Raw genomic sequence first — 20466 nt, 5'->3', positions numbered from 1 at the left:
TCCTAGAGCCGATAGGCTGGGCTGGTGAGTGCACCGATCATCCTGAGACAACGCAGCGGCCCCATCATCACGGTCATCGTGTGGGCGTTCCTCGCTTTCCTCCTCGGCGACGCGCTGCTGCGCGGGGCGTGGGACACCGTCGGCCGTTTCGGTCCAGGACTAGTACTCATCGGCTGGCTCGCGTTCATCGTCCTCTGGCGGCCGGCTCTCGTCGTCGGAACCGACGAGGTGGAGGTCAGGGAGATCCTGCGTACGACGACGGTGCCGTTCACCCGAATCCGTGATATTCGGCTGGGTTCTGTCGTGACGATCGAAACCGCCTCGGCGGAGGGGGTCGAACGCACCATTCGACCGTGGAACGCCCCCGGAATGCCGCGACGGAAGATCGATTCCGGACTGACCGGCGGAACGCGACCGGAGTCTCTGGACAATCACCCCGCGTTCGAGCTGCTGCGTCGATGGGAGCATGCTCAGGCCCATGCCCCTGGAACGGCTGTGCGAAGAGGTCCGTCCGGCGTTGCCGAGGACGTCAGCACTCGATGGAGCCGGGGCGTCATCGGGGTGACTCTGGTGCTGGTGCTCCTGGTGGCAGTCGGACTCATCTGAACACAGAAGGACCGGCCCCGTGGGGAACGTGATCCCACGGGGCCGGCAGTCTCGGAAGGCTTCAATCGATCAGTGCATCACTTCTTGAAGCCGATCTCGGTCCAGTCGGGTGTTTCGAGCTGGCGCGGCCCGAGGTTGAGGACGTCATTCCTCACGCCCCACACATATGGTGTCGGGTAGAAGGGGATGAGCGGCTTGAGCTTCAGAACCTCGGCATCGCCCTCGTTCGCCAGCTTCTTCGCCTCGGCCGGATCGAGTGTCTTCGTCGCAGCCTTGAACTTCTCGCCGATCGCATCGCTGGAGATCTTCGAGTGGTTCTGCGCGGAATCCGCCGGGTAGAACAGGTTCGATCCCGAGGAGATCGGGAAGGCTGTGCCCTGCCAGGTGAACGTCGCCATCTCGAAGTTGCCGTTGAGCACGTGGTCGGCGAAGTACGCGGCGACCGGAACGGTTTCGATTTCGACCTTGAAGCCGATCTCGTTGAGGTCCTTCATCACCTGTTCGGCACGCTGGGCATTCGAAGCGGTATCGGCGGGTACGACGATCTTGAACTGGAGCTTCTCTCCGTCCTTCTCGCGGACACCCCCATCGCCTTCCTTCCAGCCGGCGTCGTCGAGGATCTTCTTCGCCTTCTCCTGGTCGAAGTCGAGGCTGCCGTCGGTGTTGTCCTGGTAGCCTTCCTGGCCGGGCATGAATGTGACGTTGTTGATGAGAGTCACCGGTGCTTCGACGGGGCCGATCGCAGCCTGGGCGATGGCTTCGCGGTTGATCGCATGACCGATCGCGTCACGGACTTCCTGCTCCTTGAGCGCACCCTTCTTCGCATTCATCGTCAGGTGCGTGTATTCCATGCCCTGCGACTTGTACATCTCTCCGTCTTCGCGCTTGCCGGCGGTCTTGTAGGAGTCGCCATCGGTGCCGACATCGACAAGGTCGATCTCCTTGTTGGCGTAGGCCTGAGCCTGCTGTGCCTGAGAGACGACCTTGAAGATCACCTTGTCGAGCTTGGGTTCCTGTCCCCACCATTTGTCGTTCTTGACCATGGTGATGACGCCGGACTTCGTGTCGACCTTGTCGGCCTTGTAGGGACCGTTCGAAGGCAGGACTTTCTTCGTGTAGTCCTTGTTGAAGGAGTCGGCATCCTCGGTGATCTCATTGGGCAGGAAGGCGCCGATGTAGTTCGGCCAGTCGATGTTCGGGGTCTTGAAGGTGACCTTGACGTCGTGCTTGTCCTTGCCGGATTCGATCTTCTCGATGTCCTCGTAGCCCTTGGTCGAGGCGACCTCGAACTCGTCGTGTTTGCCGTCGCGAGTCTGCCAGAAAGCCTTGTAGTCGTCGACGTCGATCGGTGTGCCGTCCTCCCAGACGGCGTCCTTATTGAGCTTGACGTCGATGACCAGGGGATCCTCGCTGGCGATCTCGACGCTCTCGGCGTAGTTCTTGTCGACTTCCCAGGTGCCGTCATCCTTGATCTTGACCGGTCCGCCCAAGGTGGTGCCGTAGATGTTGTTGTTGTCCACATGGGCGCCGTCGGCGTGGTAGTAGTTGAGGCTCGCGGGGATCTCGGTGATCGGGTAGGTCAGCGTGCCACCGTCCTTGACCTCGTCGTATCCGGCCTTCTGGTAGTCGGTGGTGGGGAGCCCGGAGATCTCCTTGTCCGCCTTGTCGCTGTCGACTCCGCCGGAGTCCTTGTTCGCCTGCTGGCAGCCGGACAGTGCCAGGCCCAGCGCAGCGGTCGCGGCGACGACCATTGTCGCCTTCTTCCTCATTCTCATGAGTTCCTCATTTCTAGTGTGGTGTTCCTCGAGGTGGGCTATGGGTGCGGCTTCAGGTCGCGGTGTCGAGCTCCGTGATCCGCTCCGCATGGTGGCAGGCGACGAGGTCGCCGTCCAGTGGACGCGGACGGGGGTCATCGGTCAGGCACACCTGTCTGTCCCCGTCCGGCAGCAGGTTGAACAGCGGGCACCTGGTGCGGAAGTTGCAGCCGGAGATCTCATCGGTCGGGCTCGGCAGATCTCCGGTGAGCAGCACCCGTTCCCGAGACCGCTCGACTTCTGGGTCGGGAACGGGGATCGCTGACATCAGTGCACGTGTATAGGGGTGCCGCGGCTGCCGATAGAGCGCGTCGGATGCGCCGTACTCGACGATCCGGCCGAGATACATCACGGCGACATAGTCCGATATCTGGCGGACGACTGCGAGGTCGTGAGCGACGAACAGATAGGACAGTCCCAACGTGTCACGCAGGTCTTCGAGCAGATTGATGACACCTGCTTGGACTGAGACGTCGAGAGCCGAGACGGGTTCGTCGAGGACGAGCAGCTTCGGGTTCGTCACGAGGGCCCGCGCGATGCCGATGCGCTGTCGCTGCCCACCGGAGAACTCATGCGGATAACGTTCGGCCATCGACGCGTCGAGGCCGACGAGTTCGAGCATCTCGGCAACCTTGTCGTTGCGCTCCTGAGCCGGCACTTTGTGCACGGTCAGCGGTTCGGCGATCACTTCGCCGACCGGCAGCCGCGGGTCGATTGCGGCCATCGGATCCTGGAAGACGACCTGGACGTCTTTGCGCATGGCCAGACGTTCACGCTTGTTCAGGTCCGCGACATCGATGCCGTTGATGACCAGCCGTCCCTTCTGCGGAGCGACCATCTCCAGGACTTCACCGATCGTCGTCGACTTCCCGCAGCCCGATTCGCCCACCAGTCCGAGGGTCTGGCCGGCCTTGATCTCGAGATCGATTCCGTCGACGGCTTTCACCGTGCCGATCTGTCGCTTGAACACGGCACCTTTGAGCAGAGGGAAGTGCTTCTGCAGACCGGTGACTTCAAGGATGTTCGGGGCTGCGTCGTCTTTCACTCGAGTCGCCACCGGGTCGGGGCGCGGGTAGATGTCCTTGGCTTCCAGATCGCCCCGGGCGATCTCGTCGGCACGATGGCAGGCGGCCTGCACGCCGGCGATTCCGTGTTCGACGAGTTCGGGCTCGACCTCGCGACATCTGTCGACCGCGATCGGACAACGCGGTGCGAATGGGCACCCCGGCGCAAGATTCGACAGCGACGGCGGTTTGCCCTCGAGCGGAACGAGTCTCTGGGTTCCCGCTGTGGCAAGGTTCGGCACCGAACGCAGCAGTCCTGTCGTATAGGGCATCTGCGGGCTGTGGAAGACCTGCTCCACTCCCCCGGTCTCGACGAGGCGGCCGGCGTACATGACAGCGATTCGGTCGGCGTTTCCGGCCACTACACCGAGGTCGTGGGTGATCAGTACGATCGCGGCACCGGTGATCTCGCGTGCCTTCTGCAGCACGTCGAGGATCTGAGCCTGAATCGTCACGTCCAATGCCGTCGTCGGCTCGTCGGCGATGATGAGATCCGGATCGTTGGCGATCGCAATGGCGATCATGGCTCGCTGCCGCATGCCTCCGGAGAACTCGTGGGGGTATGACTTCACCCGCCGTTCCGCCCCTGGGATGCCGACGATTCTGAGCAGTTCGATCGCCCGGTCGTTCGCCGCCTCTTTCGACAGGCTCGGGTCATGGATGATCAGACCCTCAGAGATCTGTTCTCCGATCGTATAGACGGGAGTCAGTGCCGACAGCGGATCTTGGAAGACCATGGCGATCTCGCGGCCACGCAGCTTCGACATCTGGTGGTCGTTCATGTCGAGAAGAGACTGCCCGCGGTACCGGATGGAGCCGGCGATCTGAGCGGTGGAGGGAAGCAGACCCATCACAGCCATCGAGGACACGGATTTGCCTGACCCGGATTCGCCGACGATGCCGAGGAATTCGCCCGGTCTGACCTCGTAGTTGACCCCGCGCACTGCTTGAACGTCGCCCTTGGGGTTGGGGAAGGTCACCGTCAGGTCTCTGACCTCAAGGATGGGTTCTGCCGCGGTGACGGGGGCGAGGTCGATGTCAAGGGTTTCAGTCACGGTTGACTCCTGAGGTCGGATCGATCGCATCCCGCAGGGCATCGGCCATGAGACTGATCGCGAAGAGCATGAGCACGAGCACCCCTGCGGGGAAGACGAACAGCCAGGGACGTGTGGCCGCCGCTCCGGAGCCTTCGGCCAGCAGTGTGCCGATCGACACGTCGGGTTTCTGAATGCCCAGATTGAAGTAGCTCAGGGAGGTCTCGGCAAGGATCGCGGAGACGACGCCGAGCGTCGCATCGACGATGAGGATCGAGGCCACGTTGGGGATGATGTGACGGCTGAGGATCTTCGGAGTCGAAACCCCCATATAGCGGGCGGCTCGGACGAAGTCGCGGTCCTTGATCGCCTTGGTCTGGTTGCGCACGACTTGAGCCATGATCATCCAACCGAAGAGCACGAGGAAGACGACGATGGCCGTCCACGACAGCTGCCTCAGCAGAGGCGCCATGAGCACAAGGATGAAGAAGGACGGCAGTACGAGCAGAAGGTTGATGAACCAGACGATGATCGTCTCGACGCGACCACCGAAATAGCCTGCCGTCGATCCGATGATGGCGGCCAGAATGCTCGCACACGGCCCGGCGATGATGCCGATGAGCAGGGATTTCTGAAGTCCCACGACGGTCTGAGCGTAGATGTCCTGGCCGATCGTGTTCGTCCCGAACCAGTGCTGGGCGCTCGGGCCCTCATTGAGTGCGAAGACATCCTGGTCGGTCGGCGAGTAGATGTTGATGGTGTTGCCGAACAGAGCGAAGAGAACGAAGAATGCGAGTAGGATCCCGCCGACCCAGAAACGTGGGGTCGAGCGCAGGCGGCGCCAGATGAGCATCGCCCGAGAGGTCGGCTTCGAACGCTTCGTCACCACCTCGGTGTCGGGCTCTGTGGAGATCGGAATATCTGTTGCCATGTCAGATCCTCACTCTCGGGTCGAGTGCGGCATAGAGCACCTCGGACAGGGTCGAAGCCAGGAGCGTGAGCACTGCGACGAAGAGAACGGAGCCTGCGGCCGCGTTGATATCGGACTGCAGGATCGAATTGATGGTGAACTGGCCCATGCCGTTCCATGAGAAGACGACCTCGAGCATCGAGGAGCCGGCGACCAGGGTGCCGAACGCGTAGGCGAAGTACGTCGACATCGGGATGAGTGCGACGCGCACGCCGTGCTTGACCAACGCGGTTCTGCGGGTGCGCCCTTTGGACCTGGCGGTGCGGATGAAGTCCGATGCAAGCACGTCGAGCATGACCGAACGCTGGTAGCGCGAGTACGTCGCGGCGCCCATGAGCACGAGCGCCAGGGTCGGCAGCAGCATATGTGACACCTGGTCGGTGAACCACGGGATGAAGCCAGGGTCGATATTCGCCGAGTAGTCACCCGAGAAGCGGATGAGGGTCGTGCCGAGTGCATTGTTGAATCCGGTGGCGATGATCATGAGGATCACGCCGATGACGAATGTCGGAGTGGCGATGATGAGGTAGGACGCGTAGGTCACGACCTGGTCGGATGCCTTGTACTGCTTGACGGCTCCCCAGACGCCGAGGATCACACCGAGGATAGCTCCGATGATCGATCCGATGAGCAGGAGCTTGAGGCTGACACCTGCCCGAACGAGGATCTCCTGCAGCACAGGCGAGTTGTGGACCGTCGTGCCGAAATCACCATGGAGGAAGATGTTCGTCAGCCAGTGCCAGGTCCTCTCGAGGATCGGGACTTCGGGGTTCGTGCCGTGGCCGTTGAGGATGGACCGAATCGAATCTTCTGACAGCGGCGGATTCTGGCCACGGTACCGGGAGGCCGGATCCATGAATGAGCTGGAGGTGATGTAGGCGGTGACCGTCGCTATGAACGCGAGGATGAAGTAGTTGATGAACCGCCGCAGGACGTACTTTCCCATGGCGCCGACTACGACACAGGGATCAGCCGAGCCTCACTGGACGTCGAGGAATGGTGCATGGGACCCGGCAGCTGGGAGTAGATCTCACGGCGAATCGGGTAAGCGGTGCGAATCATCAACGATCAAGGTTCCTTTGCGCGAATTTTCCTCTGATCAGCCACTATGAGTGAATCATCAATGGTTCATCACAGAAGACTGAACGTAATTCGCACTGTATCTCCATGTGACCTGTTGCACAAACTTCCCTTGCAGTATTGATTGCGACAAGGCTCCGTGTCCCCCGGAATTCCGCGCGACACGCCGAAGTAACTTTTCGGTAACTGTAGTCGCGTGTCGCCGGGTCGGAACGGTCCGTGCTGCATTCAGAAACGTTGCCCACCGAAATCGCCGAGGCGGTGCAGATGTGACGTCTGCACCGCCTCGGCGATGGTGGAACCGTTCCGTATCGCTGAGCGTCTCCCGAAGGCAAGCGGAATCAGCAACGGACCTTGAACTGGATCAGAAGCACACCGCGCCCTTCGATGCCGACTGCACGAGCTTCGCGTACTTGCCGAGCACACCGGTGAGGCGGTGGTTCTCGGGCAGCGTCCAGGTCTTGCGACGCTCGGCCAGCACCTCCTCGTCGACGTGGAGCTCGATCGAGCGGGCCGCGATATCGACGGTGATCTTGTCACCGTCCTCGACGAGCGCGATCGGACCGCCGTCGACTGCCTCGGGGGCGATGTGGCCGATGCACAGGCCGGTCGAACCGCCGGAGAAGCGACCGTCGGTGAGCAGCAGGACGTCCTTGCCGATGCCCGCGCCCTTGATGGCGCCGGTGATCGCGAGCATCTCGCGCATTCCGGGTCCGCCCTTGGGCCCTTCATAGCGGATGACGACGACGTCGCCCTTCTTCAGTTCTCCGTTGAGCACGGCGTCCATGGCCGGCTGCTCCTGGTCGAAGACGCGAGCGGTGCCTTCGAAGACGTCGGCGTCGAAGCCCGCGGACTTCACGACCGCACCTTCAGGAGCCAGAGACCCCTGCAGCACGGTGAGGCCGCCGGTGGCGTGGATCGGGTTGTTGAGCGCGCGCAGGATCTTCCCGTCCGGGTCCGGCGGATTGATCGACTCAAGGTTCTCGGCCACGGTCTTGCCGGTCACGGTCAGGCAGTCGCCGTTGAGCAGACCGGCGTCGAGGAGGGCCTTCATGATCACGGGCACGCCGCCGATCTTGAAGACGTCGTTCATCACGTAATGGCCGAAGGGCTTGACGTTGCCCAGGTGCGGAACCTTGTCGCCGATGCGGTTGAAGTCATCGAGTTCGAGCTCCACTCCGGCTTCGTGCGCGATGGCCAGCAGGTGGAGGACCGCGTTCGTCGAACCGCCGAAGGCCATGACCACGGCGATCGCGTTGTGCAGCGATTCGCGGGTGATGATGTCCTTCGTGGTGATGCCCTGGCGCAGCATGTTGACAACAGCCTCACCGGACTTGCGAGCGAACATCGTGCGGTTGCGGTGGATGGCCGGCGGAGCAGCCGAGCCCGGCAGGGACATGCCCATGGCCTCGGCGGCCGAGGCCATCGTGTTCGCGGTGTACATTCCGCCGCAGGCACCCTCACCGGGGCAGACGGCGCGCTCGATGGCGTCGACGTCCTTCTGGGACATGGTGCCCGCACGGCAGGCGCCGACGGCTTCGAAGGCGTCGATGAGGGTGACTTCCCTCTCCGAGCCGTCCTCCATCTTCGCGGTTCCGGGCATGATCGAACCGTTGTAGAGGAAGACGCTCGAGAGCCCGAGGCGGGCGGAGGCCATGAGCATTCCGGGGATCGACTTGTCGCAGCCGGCCATGAGCACGGAGCCGTCGAGTCGTTCGGCGCTCATCACGGTTTCCACGGAGTCGGTGATGACCTCGCGGGAGACCAGCGAGTAGTGCATTCCCTCGTGGCCCATCGAGATTCCGTCCGAGACGGAGATGGTGCCGAATTCCAGCGGGAAGCCACCGGCCTCGTGGACGCCTTCCTTGGCGGCCGAACCGAGACGCTGCAGCGACATGTTGCAGGGGGTGATCTCATTCCACGAGGTCGCGATCGCGACCTGCGGCTTCACCCAGTCGTCGTCGCCCATGCCGACGGCGCGCAGCATGCCGCGTGCGGCGGTGGCCTCGAGGCCGTCCGTGACATCGCGAGAACGGGGTTTGATGTCGGGAGTGGTGTTGTCTGTATCGATGCTCATGCAGGCATGCTACGCCCGATTTCAGCATCCGCATGCCGGACTCTCGCATGGTGGAACCTCTCGTGGGAACCATGCGAGAGTCCGACCCCGGGGACATGTTCCGGCCCTGCTTAGGTCAGATTCGCGTGACCTATTGCCGGCGATGCAGGCCCGCGTTTCGCTGCGCCTCGGGCCCCAGCTCACGGCATCTCAGGCCTTGATGAGATTGACCGGCTGCTCGCCGTCGTTGATCCGCCTGACCTGCTCGGCGAGGATCTTCACGACCCGTGGTTCGAACGCCGAGGTGTCGCCTCCGACATGGGGTGTGATGAGGGTGTTCGGGGTGCCCCACAGCGCGTGGTTGCGCGGCAGCGGCTCCGGATCGGTGACGTCGAGGGCGGCATGGAGCCGGCCCGCGGCGAGTTCCGCCACAAGCGCCTCCGTGTCGACGACCTTGCCGCGGGCGACGTTGACGATGAGCGCATTGTCGGGAAGCAGGCTGAGGAACTTCTCATCGACGAGGTGGTGGGTGCCCTCGTTGAGCGGGGTGATGAGCACGACCACCTCGGTGTGGGGCAGTAGTTCCGGCAGCTCGTCGACGCCGTGGATCTTCCCGCGGTCGTCCTCACGTGCGGTCGAGGCGACTCGGGTGAGCTGGACTTCGAAGGGGTCGAACCGGTCGGCGATGGCCGAGCCGATCTCGCCGACGCCGATGATCATCACCCGCCGGTCCTGCAGCGAGCGGTGGCGCTGGTGTTCCCATACCCGCGAGACCTGCGAGCGCACGGCGTCATCGATTCCGCGCAGGCTGGCCAGGGTCAGCGCCAGGGCGAGCTCGGCGGTGCCCCCGGTGTGCACGCCCGAGGCGGTCGCCACCTGGATTCCGCGTTCGGGCAGGTGGGCGACGGGATCGAATCCGGTCGTCTGCGTGATGACCATGCGCAGGTTGGGCAGCTCGTCGAGCAGCTCGATCGTCGGCCCGGAATCCATGTACGGCAGGATGACGACGTCAACATCGTCACGACTGAGCTTGGCCGACCGTTCGGCATCGGAGAAGACGACGAGGTCGACGTTCGCGCGCTGGTGAGCGGGGATCCGAGCGATCACACGATTGCGGAGCTCGGAGTTCGGGAAGGCGATTGTGGTGATGGACATGCCCTCATTGTGGCACGCGGCCAGGCCCGGTGCCGAGGGATTCGTCACTCTGAGATGACGGGCCTCGTCACTCGGGCAGCGCTCTTCCGATCCGAGTGAAGACGGCCTCGATCACCTCGAGTTCGGCATCGCTGACATGATCGAAGAAGATCTCGTCAACATAGCTCTTGTGCTGGGACCCGGCGGACAGGAATGCCCGCGCCCCCGCCTCGGTGAGAGCGACATTGTGGGCACGCCCGTCATCGAGACACTGGGTCTTCGTCACCAGTCCCGCGTCGACGAGGACCTTGATCCGATAGTTCAGCCGCGACGGCGAGAAGACGAGCTTCTTCGCCAGGGCACTCATCGTCAGCGTCCGCTCCGGCGCCTCCCACAGCAGGAGCAGAGTGTTGTAGTCGCTGACGTCGAGCCCTGCATCGTCCTTGAGCTGGACCTCGAGGGCCTGACGGAGGCGCTGCGAGGTCTCGAAATAGGTCCGCCACGCGTTCTGCGCCAGCGCCTCCCTTCCGAGCCCGAATCTGATCTCCGTCATCTCAGCCCTCGAGCAGCTGCGCGAACGGGGTAACGTTCGCGGGGTCGAATTCGTCGACGATTCCGCGATCCGCCGAGGAGGTGCCCCGGGTCGCGCCCGCCCCTGCACCTGCGTGCGAATCGGGGTCGGCCACCTCGGCGAGGTCGTCGTTTCCGGCGCCGATGATCGCTGCGGTCAGGGACACGAGTTCCTCCCCCGCCTGACGGATCCGGGCGGTCAGCGCACGGCCGCCTTCGACGGTTCCCCAGTCGTCGGTCGCGGCGAACACCGTGGTGGGCACGACGATGCCCTTGAGGTAGGACAGCATCGGCCGCAGCACCGCGTCCCCGGCCAGCGAATGGCGGGCAGTGCCGCCGGTGGAGGCGATGAGCACGGGCTTGCGGCTCAGCGCCCTGTCGTCGACGAGCTGCCAGAACAGGGTGTGCAGGCCGACGGGGGCTGCCTTGTACACCGGTGCGACGGTGACGATCGCATCGGCGGCGGCGATGGTCGCGAAGGCCTGCTCCAACGCTTCGGAGCGGAACCCGGTCAGGGTCATATCCGTGAGCGCGGTGGCGAGGTTGCGGACGTTGATGACGTCCGTGGTCACGTCGATGCCCACCGATTCCCCCGCCGAGGCGGTCTGACCGAGGATCCGGTTCGTGAGCTTGAGCGTGGTCGAGTCCTCGCTCAGGGAGGTGGTCACGGCCACGATGTTCATCGTGTTCGTGCTCATGAGCGGTCGGCTCCTTCCTGTGTCGGATTCTGGGCCGCTTCGGCGGCGCGTGCCTGACGGTCCTCGAAGGCGCGGGAACCTTCTCCGCCGCCGGGGATCGGGTCCCGGCCTTCGCGGTGGCGGATGACGAGGGATTCGTGGGTGGGAGCGTCGGGGACGTCGGCCGGGCGGCCCTTCGCGAACTCCTCGCGGAGGACGGGGATGACCTCTTCGCCGAGGAGGTCGAGCTGTTCGAGCACCGTCTTCTGCGGCAGTCCCGCATGATCGATGAGGAAGAGCTGGCGCTGGTAGTCCCCGGCCCAGTCGCGGAAGCTCAGGGTCCGCTCGATGACCTGCTGCGGCGAACCGACGGTCAGCGGAGTCTGCGTCGAGAAGTCCTCGAGGCTGGGTCCGTGGCCGTAGACCGGGGCATTGTCGAAGTAGGGACGGAACTCGCGGACGGCGTCCTGGGAGTTCTTGCGCATGAATACCTGACCGCCGAGGCCGACGATCGCCTGGCTGGCCGTGCCGTGGCCGTAGTACTCATAGCGCTGACGGTAGAGCTGAACCATCCGCGCGGTGTGCGAGGTCGGCCAGAAGATGTTGTTGTGGAAGAACCCGTCGCCGTAGTACGCGGCCTGTTCGGCGATCTCGGGGCTGCGGATCGATCCGTGCCAGACGAAGGGCGGCACTTCGTCCAGCGGGGTCGGGGTGACGGTGAAGCCGTTGAGCGGTGTGCGGAACTTGCCTTCCCAGTCGAGGTTCTTCTCCCGCCACAGACGGTAGAGCAGGTTGTAGTTCTCGACCGCCAGCGGGATGCCGGCACGGATGTCCTTGCCGAACCACGGGTAGACGGGGCCGGTGTTGCCGCGGCCCATGATCAGGCTGATGCGACCGTCGGAGAGGTGCTGCGCGTACGAGTAGTCCTCGGCGATGCGCACGGGATCGGTCGTGGTGATGAGCGTGGTCGCCGTCGAGAGTTCGAGCTTCTCCGTCTGTGCGGCGATGTTGGCCAGCAGGACCGGCGGGTTCGCCGGGGCCACGAAGGGCGGGTTGTGGTGCTGCCCGGTGGCGAAGACGTCGAGTCCGACCTCCTCGGCCTTCTTGGCGATCTCGACGGTGTTCTTGATCCGCTGGTGTTCGCTGACGGTGGTGCCGTCGGTGGGGTCGGTGGTGACATCGCCGATGGTGAAGATTCCGAATTCCATGACGCCTCCTGCATCTGGGCTGCTGCGGTTCTCGCAGCCGCCCAACTGATTGGACTAACTTCAATTTTGAAGTAACTAGTTGAAATCTTAACAGAGATGGTCGCGAAAGTATTCCCGGCCCCAGAGCGGTCACCTGGGTGGGACGCGAGGCCATGATCGCAAACGGTCGATTGCTGGGTCGATCCACGGTGTTTCCAGCCCGATTTTCACCGTGGATCGCCCCAACAATGCACGAAAAGCGGCTCCCGCCCGTAGGCAGGAACCGCTTTTCGTGTCTGTTCGCCGAGACCGGTTCGCTGAGCACAGCAGCGAACCGGAGCATGGCCGCGGCGGTGGACTCAGATCCAGAGGGCCGGATCCTCGAGGACGAAATCCGGGTGCGTCGTCGACGACTCGGCTCCCGCCTTCGCCGAAGCGGCGCCGTCCTTCTTCTTCGAGCGCACGGTCGCGGGGATGCCGACAGCGCTCGAGTCGGCCGGCACGTCCTTGACGACGACGGCGTTGGCTCCGACCGCGGAGTTGTCGCCGACGACGACGGGGCCGAGGATCTTCGCCCCGGCTCCGACGAGCACGTGGTTGCCGATCGTCGGGTGGCGCTTCGTCTGTGCCATCGACGTACCGCCGAGGGTGACCTGATGGTAGAGCATGACATCGTCGCCGACTTCCGAGGTCTCCCCGATGACGACTCCGTTGGCGTGGTCGATGAAGAAGCGACGCCCGATCCTGGCCCCTGGGTGGATCTCCACCCCGGTCAGCGTCCGCACGAGCTGGGACATCAGTCGCGCCGGAACCTTTCCGGCATCGTGCTGCCACAGCCGGTGGAGTCCGCGGTGCGCCCAGATGGCATGCATCCCGGGGTAGGAGACCAGGGAGACGAAATCATTGCGCGCCGCCGGATCGCGTCGCTTCACCGTCTCGAGGTCTTCTCTCAGCGTCTCGCGCACACCGGGTCGGCTCAGCCCAAAGGCGGCCGCCCCCGCAGCTGCCGCGGCCGCTGCCCACAGTGCCTTCATTATTGACTCCCTTGCTCAGTCGTCTCGGTCTATCTCGTGCAAGTCGGATCCGGTCGGAAGAATTCCCGCGACCCTCCGACAGGGAACGTCTCAGACAGCGAGGGCGCCAAACCGAAGTCTGACGCCCTCACGCTGTTCACTCGCGCTCAGTCGAGGTATTCCGAGAACAGCGGTGTCGACAGGTAGCGCTCGCCGAAGTCGGGGAGGACGACGACGATGCGCTTGCCGGCGTTCTCGGGACGCGAAGCGACCTGCTCAGCCGCAGCAAGGGCAGCACCCGAAGAGATTCCGACGAGCAGACCCTCTTCCTTGGCGACCTCGCGGGCCCGCTCGATGGCGACCTCGTTGTCGATGTCGACGACCTCGTCGTAGATCTCAGTGTTGAGGATGCCCGGCACGAAGTTCGCACCCAGACCCTGGATGGCATGCGGTCCGGCAGTGCCCTCGGTCAGCAGCGGCGAGGCAGAGGGTTCGACGGCGACGATCTTGACCTCAGGCAGCGCCTCACGCAGAGCGGCGCCTGCGCCGGAGATGGTGCCGCCGGTGCCGATGCCGGCAACGAAGATGTCGACCTTGCTATCGGTGTCGGCGAGGATCTCGGGGCCGGTCGTGGCCTTATGGATCTCAGCATTGGCTTTGTTCTCGAACTGACGGACGAGCACGGCACCCTCGGCAGCGACCTCTTCCGCCTTCGCCACGGCACCCTTCATACCCGCAGCCTTGTCGGTGAGGACGAGCTCGGCTCCGAAGGCGCGCAGCAGAGCACGGCGCTCCTTCGACATCGATTCGGGCATCGTGAGGACGACCTTGTAGCCGCGGGAGGTGCCGACCATGGCCAGCGCAATGCCGGTATTGCCCGAAGTCGCCTCAACGATGGTTCCGCCGGGCTTGAGTTCGCCGGACTTCTCGGCGGCGTCGATCATCGCCACGCCGATGCGGTCCTTGACGGAGTTGCCGGGGTTCGAGGATTCGAGCTTCGCCACGATCTCGGCGCCCGACCGGTCACTGGCCTTGTTGATGCGCACCAGCGGCGTGCGGCCGACGAGTTCGGAGACGTTGTTGAAGATGGTCAAAGTAAGTCCTTTCACGATTCTTTGTGCACCGCCGTCGGCGGCCACTCGCCGTTCGGCGGACGTGCACCTGAACGGGTGGAGCGACAGCTTGCATCTCGTGGTCCGAGACGGCTTGCCCTCATCATAACCACGACGACCTTGAACGTGTTCCCAGATATGTTGCTCAACAATCTGTGTTCGCTGGGGGCGAAACTTTATGACGGCCCCTATCACATACCCGAGATGGCCGCATATCCATCCACCCGATCGAGCGCGGGATACGATCAACCGCTGAGCAATCGGTGGACACGGTCACCGAGGCGGCCCTCCCCCGAGAACGCGCCCGAGCGCTGCGATCGGGCGGAGTCTGAGACGGTCTCAGGTGACCGATACGATTGTCCTCATGGCTATTCATCCCATCGTCGTCTACGGCGAGCCCGTTCTGCATCGTCGTGCCGAGAAGATCACCGAGTTCGACGAGGACCTTGCCGAACTCGTCGCAGACATGCACGAGACGCTCGACGCCAGCAACGGTGTCGGACTGGCCGCACCGCAGATCGGTGTCGGCAAGTCCATCTTCGTGTTCGACGCCGACGATGACTATGGTGTGCGTCGTCGCGGCACCTTCGTCAATCCCGTGCTCATTGCCTCGAAGGTTCCCGATACCCGTCCTGATCCCGACGATGAGACCGAAGGATGCCTGTCGGTGCCGAGTCTCGATTTCCCCCTCAAACGTGCCGACAGGGTCACCGTCAACGGCTTCGATGAGAAAGGCGAACCGGTGACCCTGAGCGCTGACGGGTGGTTCGCGCGCATCATGCAGCACGAATACGACCACCTGCAGGGAACCCTCTACGTCGACCGTCTCGACAAGCGGTGGTCGAAGAAGTGGAAGAAAGCCCAGGAGGCTCACGGCTATAACCAGCCGGGCCAGTCATGGATGCCGGGAGTCGACCCCGACCCTTTCGGTCACTGAGCCGGGGGCGAGCTCAGGCTTCGAGTTCGTCCACGGACTTCTGAGCCGCGGCGAGCCGGGTGTCGAAGTCGTCGAAATCATCGGCAGTCTGGTCGAGTTCGGCGACGAGTCCGGAGATGATCGACGACTGCGAATCCGCATCGATGCGCAGCTCCCTGAACTGCCAATCGGCGGAATCATCGGCTGCGGTGCGAGACAGCACATCGAGCACTCGATCGCCGAGCTCGCGGGAGCGTTCGGAGTTGTGCAGCAGCATCAGCTGCTGATCGAGTTCGAGCAGCCGCTCGTAGTATTCGTGCATCGACTCCACCCGGCGGGCCATCGACGAGAATGCGACGGCCAGCTTCGACAGATAGGTCTCCACCGACTTCGCGGTTCCCGCATCGCGGATGCCTTCGATCTCCTCGCGCAGGCTGACGAGTTCCTGCAGCCGCACTCCGATGGAGGCCACGGCATGGTCGAGGTCGACGCGGGACACATGGTCTTTGAGTATCGGGTGGGTCCAGGCACGGGTGCGCACGATCTTGCGAGCGATCGTGACCGCGAGATGGAACAGACGCTGTTCGTCGGTGTCCCGACCTTCCTTGCGCCCCGGCAGATAGCCGAGACTGGCCGGAGTCACCCACTGGGCGCCGGCGACCTTGCGCCGGTTCTTCCGACTCAGTCGCTTCGGGTCACGCAGGTACTTGGGCCCGGTGACGGCGGCGAAGATTCCGGTGCCCAGGGCGGTAGCCGCACCCATTCCGCCGAAGGTCAGTGCGGCATCGGCGAATCCCGAGACCAGAGCGAGTCCCCCGGGAGCCGCGAATCCCGCGGTCACGGCGGTGCCGGCGGCAGTGCCGCCCTTGAACAGGACGCTGGAGCGGAAGAAGTTCCGGCTCATCCCACCGGTGAGCATGATCGCGCTCGGGGCTCCGGCCGTGTAGCGGTATCCGCGGGCACTCCAGGCTCGCAGCACCGCCTCGTTGACGCTGTCGGGCACGAGCACCCGATAGATCGGCGCGGACTTCCCGCATTCGCTCTTCCACAGCGATTTCCACTCAGACACCGCTTCACCTCCACGCGTGTGGGTCACGCACTCGGCCCTGTCCCTGCGGGCCATCGGTTGCGGGGAATGCGAACAGCCACACCCTCCGCTGTGCTCGGGAAACCGGTCGGTTCCCTTGGACGCACAGTCTAGAGGGTGTGGCTGGATCAATCCTGAGTCCTGCTCGGCACTGTCAAGCGCCGCCGTCGACCAGGATCGGAGTCGGACCTGTACTCAGACGCCCAACTTGGCGAGGATGAGGTCCTTGGCCTTTCCGGCATCGGCCTGTCCGCGGGTGGCCTTCATGATCGGGCCCATGAGCGCGCCGATGGCCTGCATCTTCCCGCCCTTGATCTTCTCGACCACATCGGGGTTGGCCGCGATGGCCTCCTCGACGGCGGCTTCGAGTGCACCGGTGTCCTCGACGATTTCGAGGTCGCGGGCCTTCATCACCTCGGCGGGCTCGCCTTCGCCGGCGATGACTCCGGTGAGCACATCCTTGGCCAGCTTGTCGTTGAGCTTGCCCTCGTTGATGAGATCGACGAGTCCTGCCACCTGGGCGGGTGTGACGATCTCGGTGGGGTGTTTGTCCTCCTGGTTGGCCAGGCGGGCGACCTCACCGGTCCACCACTTGCGTGCCGCTGCGGGCTTCGCACCAGCGGTGACGGTGTCCTCGATGGCTTCGAGGAGTCCGGCGTTGACGATGTCGCGCATCTCCAGGTCGGAGAACTTCCATTCCCCGAGGAGGCGACGCCGCTTCTGCGCCGGAAGCTCGGGCAGGCTCGCCCGCAGCTCCTCGACCCATTCGCGGGACGGCTGCAGCGGGACGAGGTCGGGCTCGGGGAAGTAGCGGTAGTCGTCGGCGTCGGACTTCGGACGCCCCGAGGAGGTCTCTCCGGTCTCCTCGTGGAAGTGACGGGTCTCCTGGACGACCTTCTCCCCCGCCTCGAGGAGGGTCGCCTGGCGGGCGATCTCGAAGCGCACGGCGCGTTCGATCGAGCGGAAGGAGTTGACGTTCTTCGTCTCCGTGCGGGTGCCCAGCGGTGCCTCGGGGCTCTCCCGCAGGGACACATTGACGTCGGCGCGGACGTTGCCCTGTTCCATGCGAGCTTCGGAGACGTCGAGGGCGCGGAAGATGTCCCGCAGGGTCCGCACATAGGCGGCGGCCACCTCGGCGGCCCGTTCCCCTGTCCCGGTGATCGGGTGGGTGACGATCTCCACGAGCGGCACACCGGCGCGGTTGTAGTCGACGAGGGAATGGTCGGCGCCCTGGATGCGACCGGTGGCCCCACCCACGTGGGTGTTCTTGCCGGCGTCTTCCTCCATGTGGGCGCGCTCGACGGGGACGGTCACGATGGTGCCGTCCTCGAGCTCGACCTCGACCTGGCCTTCGGCCGCGATCGGCTCATCGGACTGGCTGGTCTGGAAGTCCTTGGGCACGTCCGGGTAGAAGTAGTTCTTGCGGGCGAACCGGCAGGTTTCGGCGATCTCGCAGCCGAGCGCCAGACCGATCTTGATCGCGTACTCCACACCCTTCTCGTTGACCACGGGCAGGGACCCGGGCAGCCCGAGGGAGGTGGGGGTCACGTTGGTGTTCGGTCCCCCGCCGAAGGTGTTGGGGGCGGCGTCGAACATCTTGGTCGCGGTGCCGAGTTCGACGTGGACCTCGATGCCGATGACCGGATCGTATTTCTTGATCGCGTCTTCGTATTTCACTTGGCGTTCAGTCCTTCCGCGAGAGTGTCGAGCACGCGTCCGCCGGCGGATTCGAGTGCGGCTTCCAGGGGTCCGGCCACCTCGTAGAGCTTGATGTCCTCACGGGCCGGAGCCAGGATCTGGAAGCCGACCGGCAGACCATCGGCCAGGCCCGCGGGCAGGGACAGTCCGGGGATGCCGGCGAGGTTCGCCGGGATCGTCGCCACGTCGCCGAGGTAGAGGGCCATCGGGTCAGCCGCCTTCTCCGCACCGAACTTCAGTGCGGTCGTCGGGGTCGTCGGGGACACGAGGACGTCGCAGACTGCGAAGGCCTTCGCGAAGTCGTTCTGGACCAGGGTGCGGATCTTCTGCGCCGAACCGTAGTAGGCATCGTAGTAGCCGGCCGACAGAGCGTAGGTGCCGAGGATGATGCGGCGCTTGACTTCATCGCCGAAACCTGCGGCACGAGTGGCCGACATGACGGTCTCGGCGGTGACGGGACCGGATTCCGGTTCGACGCGCAGGCCGTAGCGCATGCCGTCATAGCGAGCGAGGTTCGAAGACACCTCGGAGGGCATGATGAGGTAGTAGGCGTCGAGGGCGTAGGAGATCGACGGGCAGTCGACTTCGACGATCTCGGCTCCGGCAGCGGCAGCGGTTTCCAGCGCTGCCGTGAACGCGGTGCGGACTCCGTCCTGGTATCCTTCACCGGCCAGCTGCTTGATGACGCCGAGCTTCTTGCCCTTGAGCTCGCTGGTCTGGGCGGCGCTCAGGAATCCGCCGACCTCATCGGGCAGCGAGGTCGAGTCGAGCGGATCATGTCCGGCCAGCAGTTCGTGCAGGGCGGCGGCGTCGGCGACGTTGCGGCCCATCGGTCCGACCTGGTCGAGGCTCGAGGCCATGGCGATGATGCCGAAGCGCGAGATCGACCCGTAGGTCGGCTTGACGCCGACGGTGCCGGTGAACGCGGCGGGCTGGCGGACGGATCCGCCGGTATCGGTGCCCACGGAGAGTGGGGCCTGGAAACCGGCGAGGGCTGCGGCCGCACCGCCGGAGGAACCTCCGGGCACGTGGTCGAGGTTCCAGGGGTTGCGGGTGTTGCCGAAGGCCGAGTGCTCGGTCGTCGATCCCATGGCGAATTCGTCGAGGTTGGTCTTGCCGAGCACCGGCAGACCGGCGGCCTTGACCTTGTTGTGGACGGTCGATTCGTAGGGCGGAACCCAGTTCTCGAGCATCTTCGACCCTGCGGTCGTACGCGTGCCTTCGGTGACGACGAGGTCTTTCAGTGCCACCGGAACACCGGCGAGGGCGTGGAGGTCCTCACCGGCTGAGCGCTTGGCGTCGACGGTCTTCGCGGTCTCCAGAGCGAGCTCGTCGGTGACGGTGATGAAGGAGTTGAAGTCATCCTCAGTGGAGGCGATGCGGTCGAGGTGCGCCTGTGTGACGTCGGCGGAGGAGAACTCGCCGGATTTCAGACCTGCGGCGAGTTCGAGGGCGCTCTTGTTCGTCAGTTCGGTCATCTCACTCCTCCCCGAGGATCTGCGGGACGAGGAACTTGTCGTCCTCGGCGGCCGGGGCCGAGGCCAGTGCCTGTTCGCTGGAGAGCGTCTCACCCACGACGTCGGGGCGCATGACGTTCGTCAGCGGGATGGGGTGACTGGTTGCGGGCACATCGTCGCCGGCCACTTCGTTGACCCTGGCGACGTTTCCCAGAATTGTGCTCAGATCACCGGCGAGCGATTTCAGCTCATCTTCGCTCATGGCGATCCGAGACAGTGAAGCCAGATGCTCCACCTGTTCGGGGGTGATTGCGGAAGACTCCGTCATTCCCTGCCTTTCATCGTCGTTTTCACTCGCCACCAGTCTAGTCTCTTCAGCCGACCCGCCCCCGCCGTTGCGCTGTGACCTTCCCCCAGAACTACCTGACGGCGGCCCAGCAACCTCGCGCGAGGTTGCTGGGCCGCCGTCAGGTAGTAATTATTAGGCGGGGAGGCGTTCGGGCCAGGTGCGGGTGCCGTGGATGTATCCGGCCATGTCGGCCACGACGCGGTCGGCGTCGGCCTGGGTGAATTCTCCGGCAGAGACTCCGGCCTGGAGGTCGGCGGCGAGATCGGCGATGCGGGTCCGGGCGTCGGCCGCGGTGGCGGCGACGAGGTCCGTGCCGGCTGAGAATGCGCCGACCGCAGAATCGTCGACGATGGTGCCTTCGATGACCTCGTGCGCGTCCGTCGAGATGCCGTCGAACGCAATCGTCGACTCCTCGGTCCGCGCGGTGACAGGAGCGGCCGGGGTGCGCATCGAGGTCAGTGCCGGCTGAGCATTGCGTTTGGTGCTGTTCGGTCCCGGCCCCAGCACCAGGTCCGCCAGGCCTGCCGTCACCGGCACCGCGGTCAGTGCCGCGGCGACGACCACGCAGGTTCCGGCGAGGATTTTGGGGATCCATCTCATGTCCCACACTCTTCCACTCGAAGCTGTCTCTGAGCTTGGCTG

At 64.4% G+C, this 20466-nt stretch carries 18 protein-coding genes; 2 read left to right on the top strand and 16 right to left on the bottom strand.

Annotated elements, in window-relative coordinates; all coding sequences use genetic code 11:
- The first annotated feature begins 24 nt into the window (after positions 1 to 24).
- Positions 25 to 606, top strand: a complete 582-nt coding sequence (locus KTJ89_RS11645; RefSeq protein ID WP_259357851.1) for a YdbT family protein — start codon at positions 25 to 27, stop codon at positions 604 to 606.
- 77 nt (positions 607 to 683) lie between these two features.
- Here KTJ89_RS11645 and KTJ89_RS11640 read toward each other — a convergent pair whose 3' ends face one another.
- The 11 genes from KTJ89_RS11640 to cysK all read right to left on the bottom strand — a co-directional run bounded on the left by KTJ89_RS11640 (position 684) and on the right by cysK (position 14299).
- Complete coding sequence (locus KTJ89_RS11640; protein ID WP_139468882.1) at positions 684 to 2381, bottom strand: ABC transporter family substrate-binding protein; 1698 nt, start codon at positions 2379 to 2381, stop codon at positions 684 to 686.
- Between the two features lie 52 nt (positions 2382 to 2433).
- Positions 2434 to 4539, bottom strand: coding sequence for an ABC transporter ATP-binding protein (locus KTJ89_RS11635; RefSeq protein WP_259357850.1), 2106 nt, complete (start codon positions 4537 to 4539; stop codon positions 2434 to 2436).
- Positions 4532 to 5449, bottom strand: a complete 918-nt coding sequence (locus KTJ89_RS11630; RefSeq protein WP_139468884.1) for an ABC transporter permease — start codon at positions 5447 to 5449, stop codon at positions 4532 to 4534. Before KTJ89_RS11630 ends, KTJ89_RS11635 begins: the two co-directional genes overlap by 8 nt.
- A 1-nt stretch (position 5450) precedes the next feature.
- Positions 5451 to 6434, bottom strand: a complete 984-nt coding sequence (locus KTJ89_RS11625) for an ABC transporter permease (RefSeq protein WP_139468885.1) — start codon at positions 6432 to 6434, stop codon at positions 5451 to 5453.
- 498 nt (positions 6435 to 6932) lie between these two features.
- Positions 6933 to 8645: a dihydroxy-acid dehydratase gene (gene ilvD, locus KTJ89_RS11620; RefSeq protein WP_259357849.1), complete on the bottom strand. Its 1713-nt coding sequence runs from the start codon at positions 8643 to 8645 to the stop codon at positions 6933 to 6935.
- 189 nt (positions 8646 to 8834) lie between these two features.
- The gene (locus tag KTJ89_RS11615) at positions 8835 to 9779 is read right to left on the bottom strand and encodes a 2-hydroxyacid dehydrogenase (protein ID WP_259357848.1); all 945 of its coding nucleotides are present in this window, start codon (positions 9777 to 9779) and stop codon (positions 8835 to 8837) included.
- A gap of 67 nt (positions 9780 to 9846) precedes the next feature.
- Positions 9847 to 10311, bottom strand: a complete 465-nt coding sequence (locus KTJ89_RS11610) for a MarR family winged helix-turn-helix transcriptional regulator (RefSeq protein ID WP_139468888.1) — start codon at positions 10309 to 10311, stop codon at positions 9847 to 9849.
- Between the two features lies 1 nt (position 10312).
- Complete coding sequence (locus KTJ89_RS11605; RefSeq protein ID WP_259357847.1) at positions 10313 to 11026, bottom strand: NAD(P)H-dependent oxidoreductase; 714 nt, start codon at positions 11024 to 11026, stop codon at positions 10313 to 10315.
- Complete coding sequence (locus KTJ89_RS11600) at positions 11023 to 12213, bottom strand: LLM class flavin-dependent oxidoreductase (RefSeq protein WP_139468889.1); 1191 nt, start codon at positions 12211 to 12213, stop codon at positions 11023 to 11025. The genes KTJ89_RS11605 and KTJ89_RS11600 overlap by 4 nt, the downstream gene beginning before the upstream one ends.
- A 338-nt stretch (positions 12214 to 12551) precedes the next feature.
- Positions 12552 to 13226 carry a serine O-acetyltransferase EpsC gene (gene epsC / locus KTJ89_RS11595; protein WP_139908497.1) on the bottom strand — a complete coding sequence of 225 codons (675 nt, stop codon included), beginning with the start codon at positions 13224 to 13226 and terminating at the stop codon, positions 12552 to 12554.
- A 146-nt stretch (positions 13227 to 13372) separates the two neighbouring features.
- A complete protein-coding gene (gene cysK / locus KTJ89_RS11590) occupies positions 13373 to 14299 on the bottom strand; it encodes a cysteine synthase A (RefSeq protein WP_259357846.1) in 927 nt (308 codons plus the stop codon).
- 382 nt (positions 14300 to 14681) lie between these two features.
- Here cysK and def point away from each other — a divergent pair, with 382 nt between their 5' ends.
- The gene (def, locus tag KTJ89_RS11585) at positions 14682 to 15254 is read left to right on the top strand and encodes a peptide deformylase (protein ID WP_259357845.1); all 573 of its coding nucleotides are present in this window, start codon (positions 14682 to 14684) and stop codon (positions 15252 to 15254) included.
- A 13-nt stretch (positions 15255 to 15267) separates the two neighbouring features.
- Here the strand turns inward: def and KTJ89_RS11580 are convergent, their stop codons facing one another.
- From KTJ89_RS11580 to KTJ89_RS11560, 5 genes are all read right to left on the bottom strand, one after another.
- Positions 15268 to 16302, bottom strand: coding sequence for a hypothetical protein (locus tag KTJ89_RS11580; protein WP_248283987.1), 1035 nt, complete (start codon positions 16300 to 16302; stop codon positions 15268 to 15270).
- A gap of 213 nt (positions 16303 to 16515) precedes the next feature.
- The gene (gene gatB, locus KTJ89_RS11575) at positions 16516 to 17997 is read right to left on the bottom strand and encodes an Asp-tRNA(Asn)/Glu-tRNA(Gln) amidotransferase subunit GatB (RefSeq protein ID WP_259357844.1); all 1482 of its coding nucleotides are present in this window, start codon (positions 17995 to 17997) and stop codon (positions 16516 to 16518) included.
- Positions 17994 to 19496 carry an Asp-tRNA(Asn)/Glu-tRNA(Gln) amidotransferase subunit GatA gene (gatA, locus tag KTJ89_RS11570; RefSeq protein ID WP_259357843.1) on the bottom strand — a complete coding sequence of 501 codons (1503 nt, stop codon included), beginning with the start codon at positions 19494 to 19496 and terminating at the stop codon, positions 17994 to 17996. Before gatA ends, gatB begins: the two co-directional genes overlap by 4 nt.
- A 1-nt stretch (position 19497) precedes the next feature.
- Entirely contained in the window at positions 19498 to 19803 is a 306-nt protein-coding gene (gene gatC, locus KTJ89_RS11565; protein ID WP_062862017.1) for an Asp-tRNA(Asn)/Glu-tRNA(Gln) amidotransferase subunit GatC, read from the bottom strand.
- A 153-nt stretch (positions 19804 to 19956) separates the two neighbouring features.
- Positions 19957 to 20424 carry a hypothetical protein gene (locus KTJ89_RS11560; protein ID WP_259357842.1) on the bottom strand — a complete coding sequence of 156 codons (468 nt, stop codon included), beginning with the start codon at positions 20422 to 20424 and terminating at the stop codon, positions 19957 to 19959.
- Between the last annotated feature and the right edge of the window lie 42 nt (positions 20425 to 20466).

It is taken from the genome of Brevibacterium sediminis, from assembly GCF_024895295.1.
GTDB classification, from domain to species: domain Bacteria; phylum Actinomycetota; class Actinomycetes; order Actinomycetales; family Brevibacteriaceae; genus Brevibacterium; species Brevibacterium sediminis.
Note: the sequence above shows the minus strand (reverse complement) of the source record. Positions and strands in the feature narration are given on the sequence as shown.

Excerpts from the sequence above, each read along its gene's own strand:
- KTJ89_RS11640 (WP_139468882.1), bottom strand. The coding sequence starts at position 2,381 with ATGAGAATGAGGAAGAAGGCGACAATGGTCGTCGCCGCGACCGCTGCG.
- KTJ89_RS11630 (WP_139468884.1), bottom strand. The coding sequence starts at position 5,449 with ATGGCAACAGATATTCCGATCTCCACAGAGCCCGACACCGAGGTGGTG.
- KTJ89_RS11625 (WP_139468885.1), bottom strand. The coding sequence starts at position 6,434 with ATGGGAAAGTACGTCCTGCGGCGGTTCATCAACTACTTCATCCTCGCG.
- ilvD (WP_259357849.1), bottom strand. The coding sequence starts at position 8,645 with ATGAGCATCGATACAGACAACACCACTCCCGACATCAAACCCCGTTCT.
- KTJ89_RS11615 (WP_259357848.1), bottom strand. The coding sequence starts at position 9,779 with ATGTCCATCACCACAATCGCCTTCCCGAACTCCGAGCTCCGCAATCGT.
- KTJ89_RS11610 (WP_139468888.1), bottom strand. The coding sequence starts at position 10,311 with ATGACGGAGATCAGATTCGGGCTCGGAAGGGAGGCGCTGGCGCAGAAC.
- KTJ89_RS11605 (WP_259357847.1), bottom strand. The coding sequence starts at position 11,026 with ATGAGCACGAACACGATGAACATCGTGGCCGTGACCACCTCCCTGAGC.
- KTJ89_RS11600 (WP_139468889.1), bottom strand. The coding sequence starts at position 12,213 with ATGGAATTCGGAATCTTCACCATCGGCGATGTCACCACCGACCCCACC.
- epsC (WP_139908497.1), bottom strand. The coding sequence starts at position 13,226 with ATGAAGGCACTGTGGGCAGCGGCCGCGGCAGCTGCGGGGGCGGCCGCC.
- def (WP_259357845.1), top strand. The coding sequence starts at position 14,682 with ATGGCTATTCATCCCATCGTCGTCTACGGCGAGCCCGTTCTGCATCGT.
- gatA (WP_259357843.1), bottom strand. The coding sequence starts at position 19,496 with ATGACCGAACTGACGAACAAGAGCGCCCTCGAACTCGCCGCAGGTCTG.
- gatC (WP_062862017.1), bottom strand. The coding sequence starts at position 19,803 with ATGACGGAGTCTTCCGCAATCACCCCCGAACAGGTGGAGCATCTGGCT.
- KTJ89_RS11560 (WP_259357842.1), bottom strand. The coding sequence starts at position 20,424 with ATGAGATGGATCCCCAAAATCCTCGCCGGAACCTGCGTGGTCGTCGCC.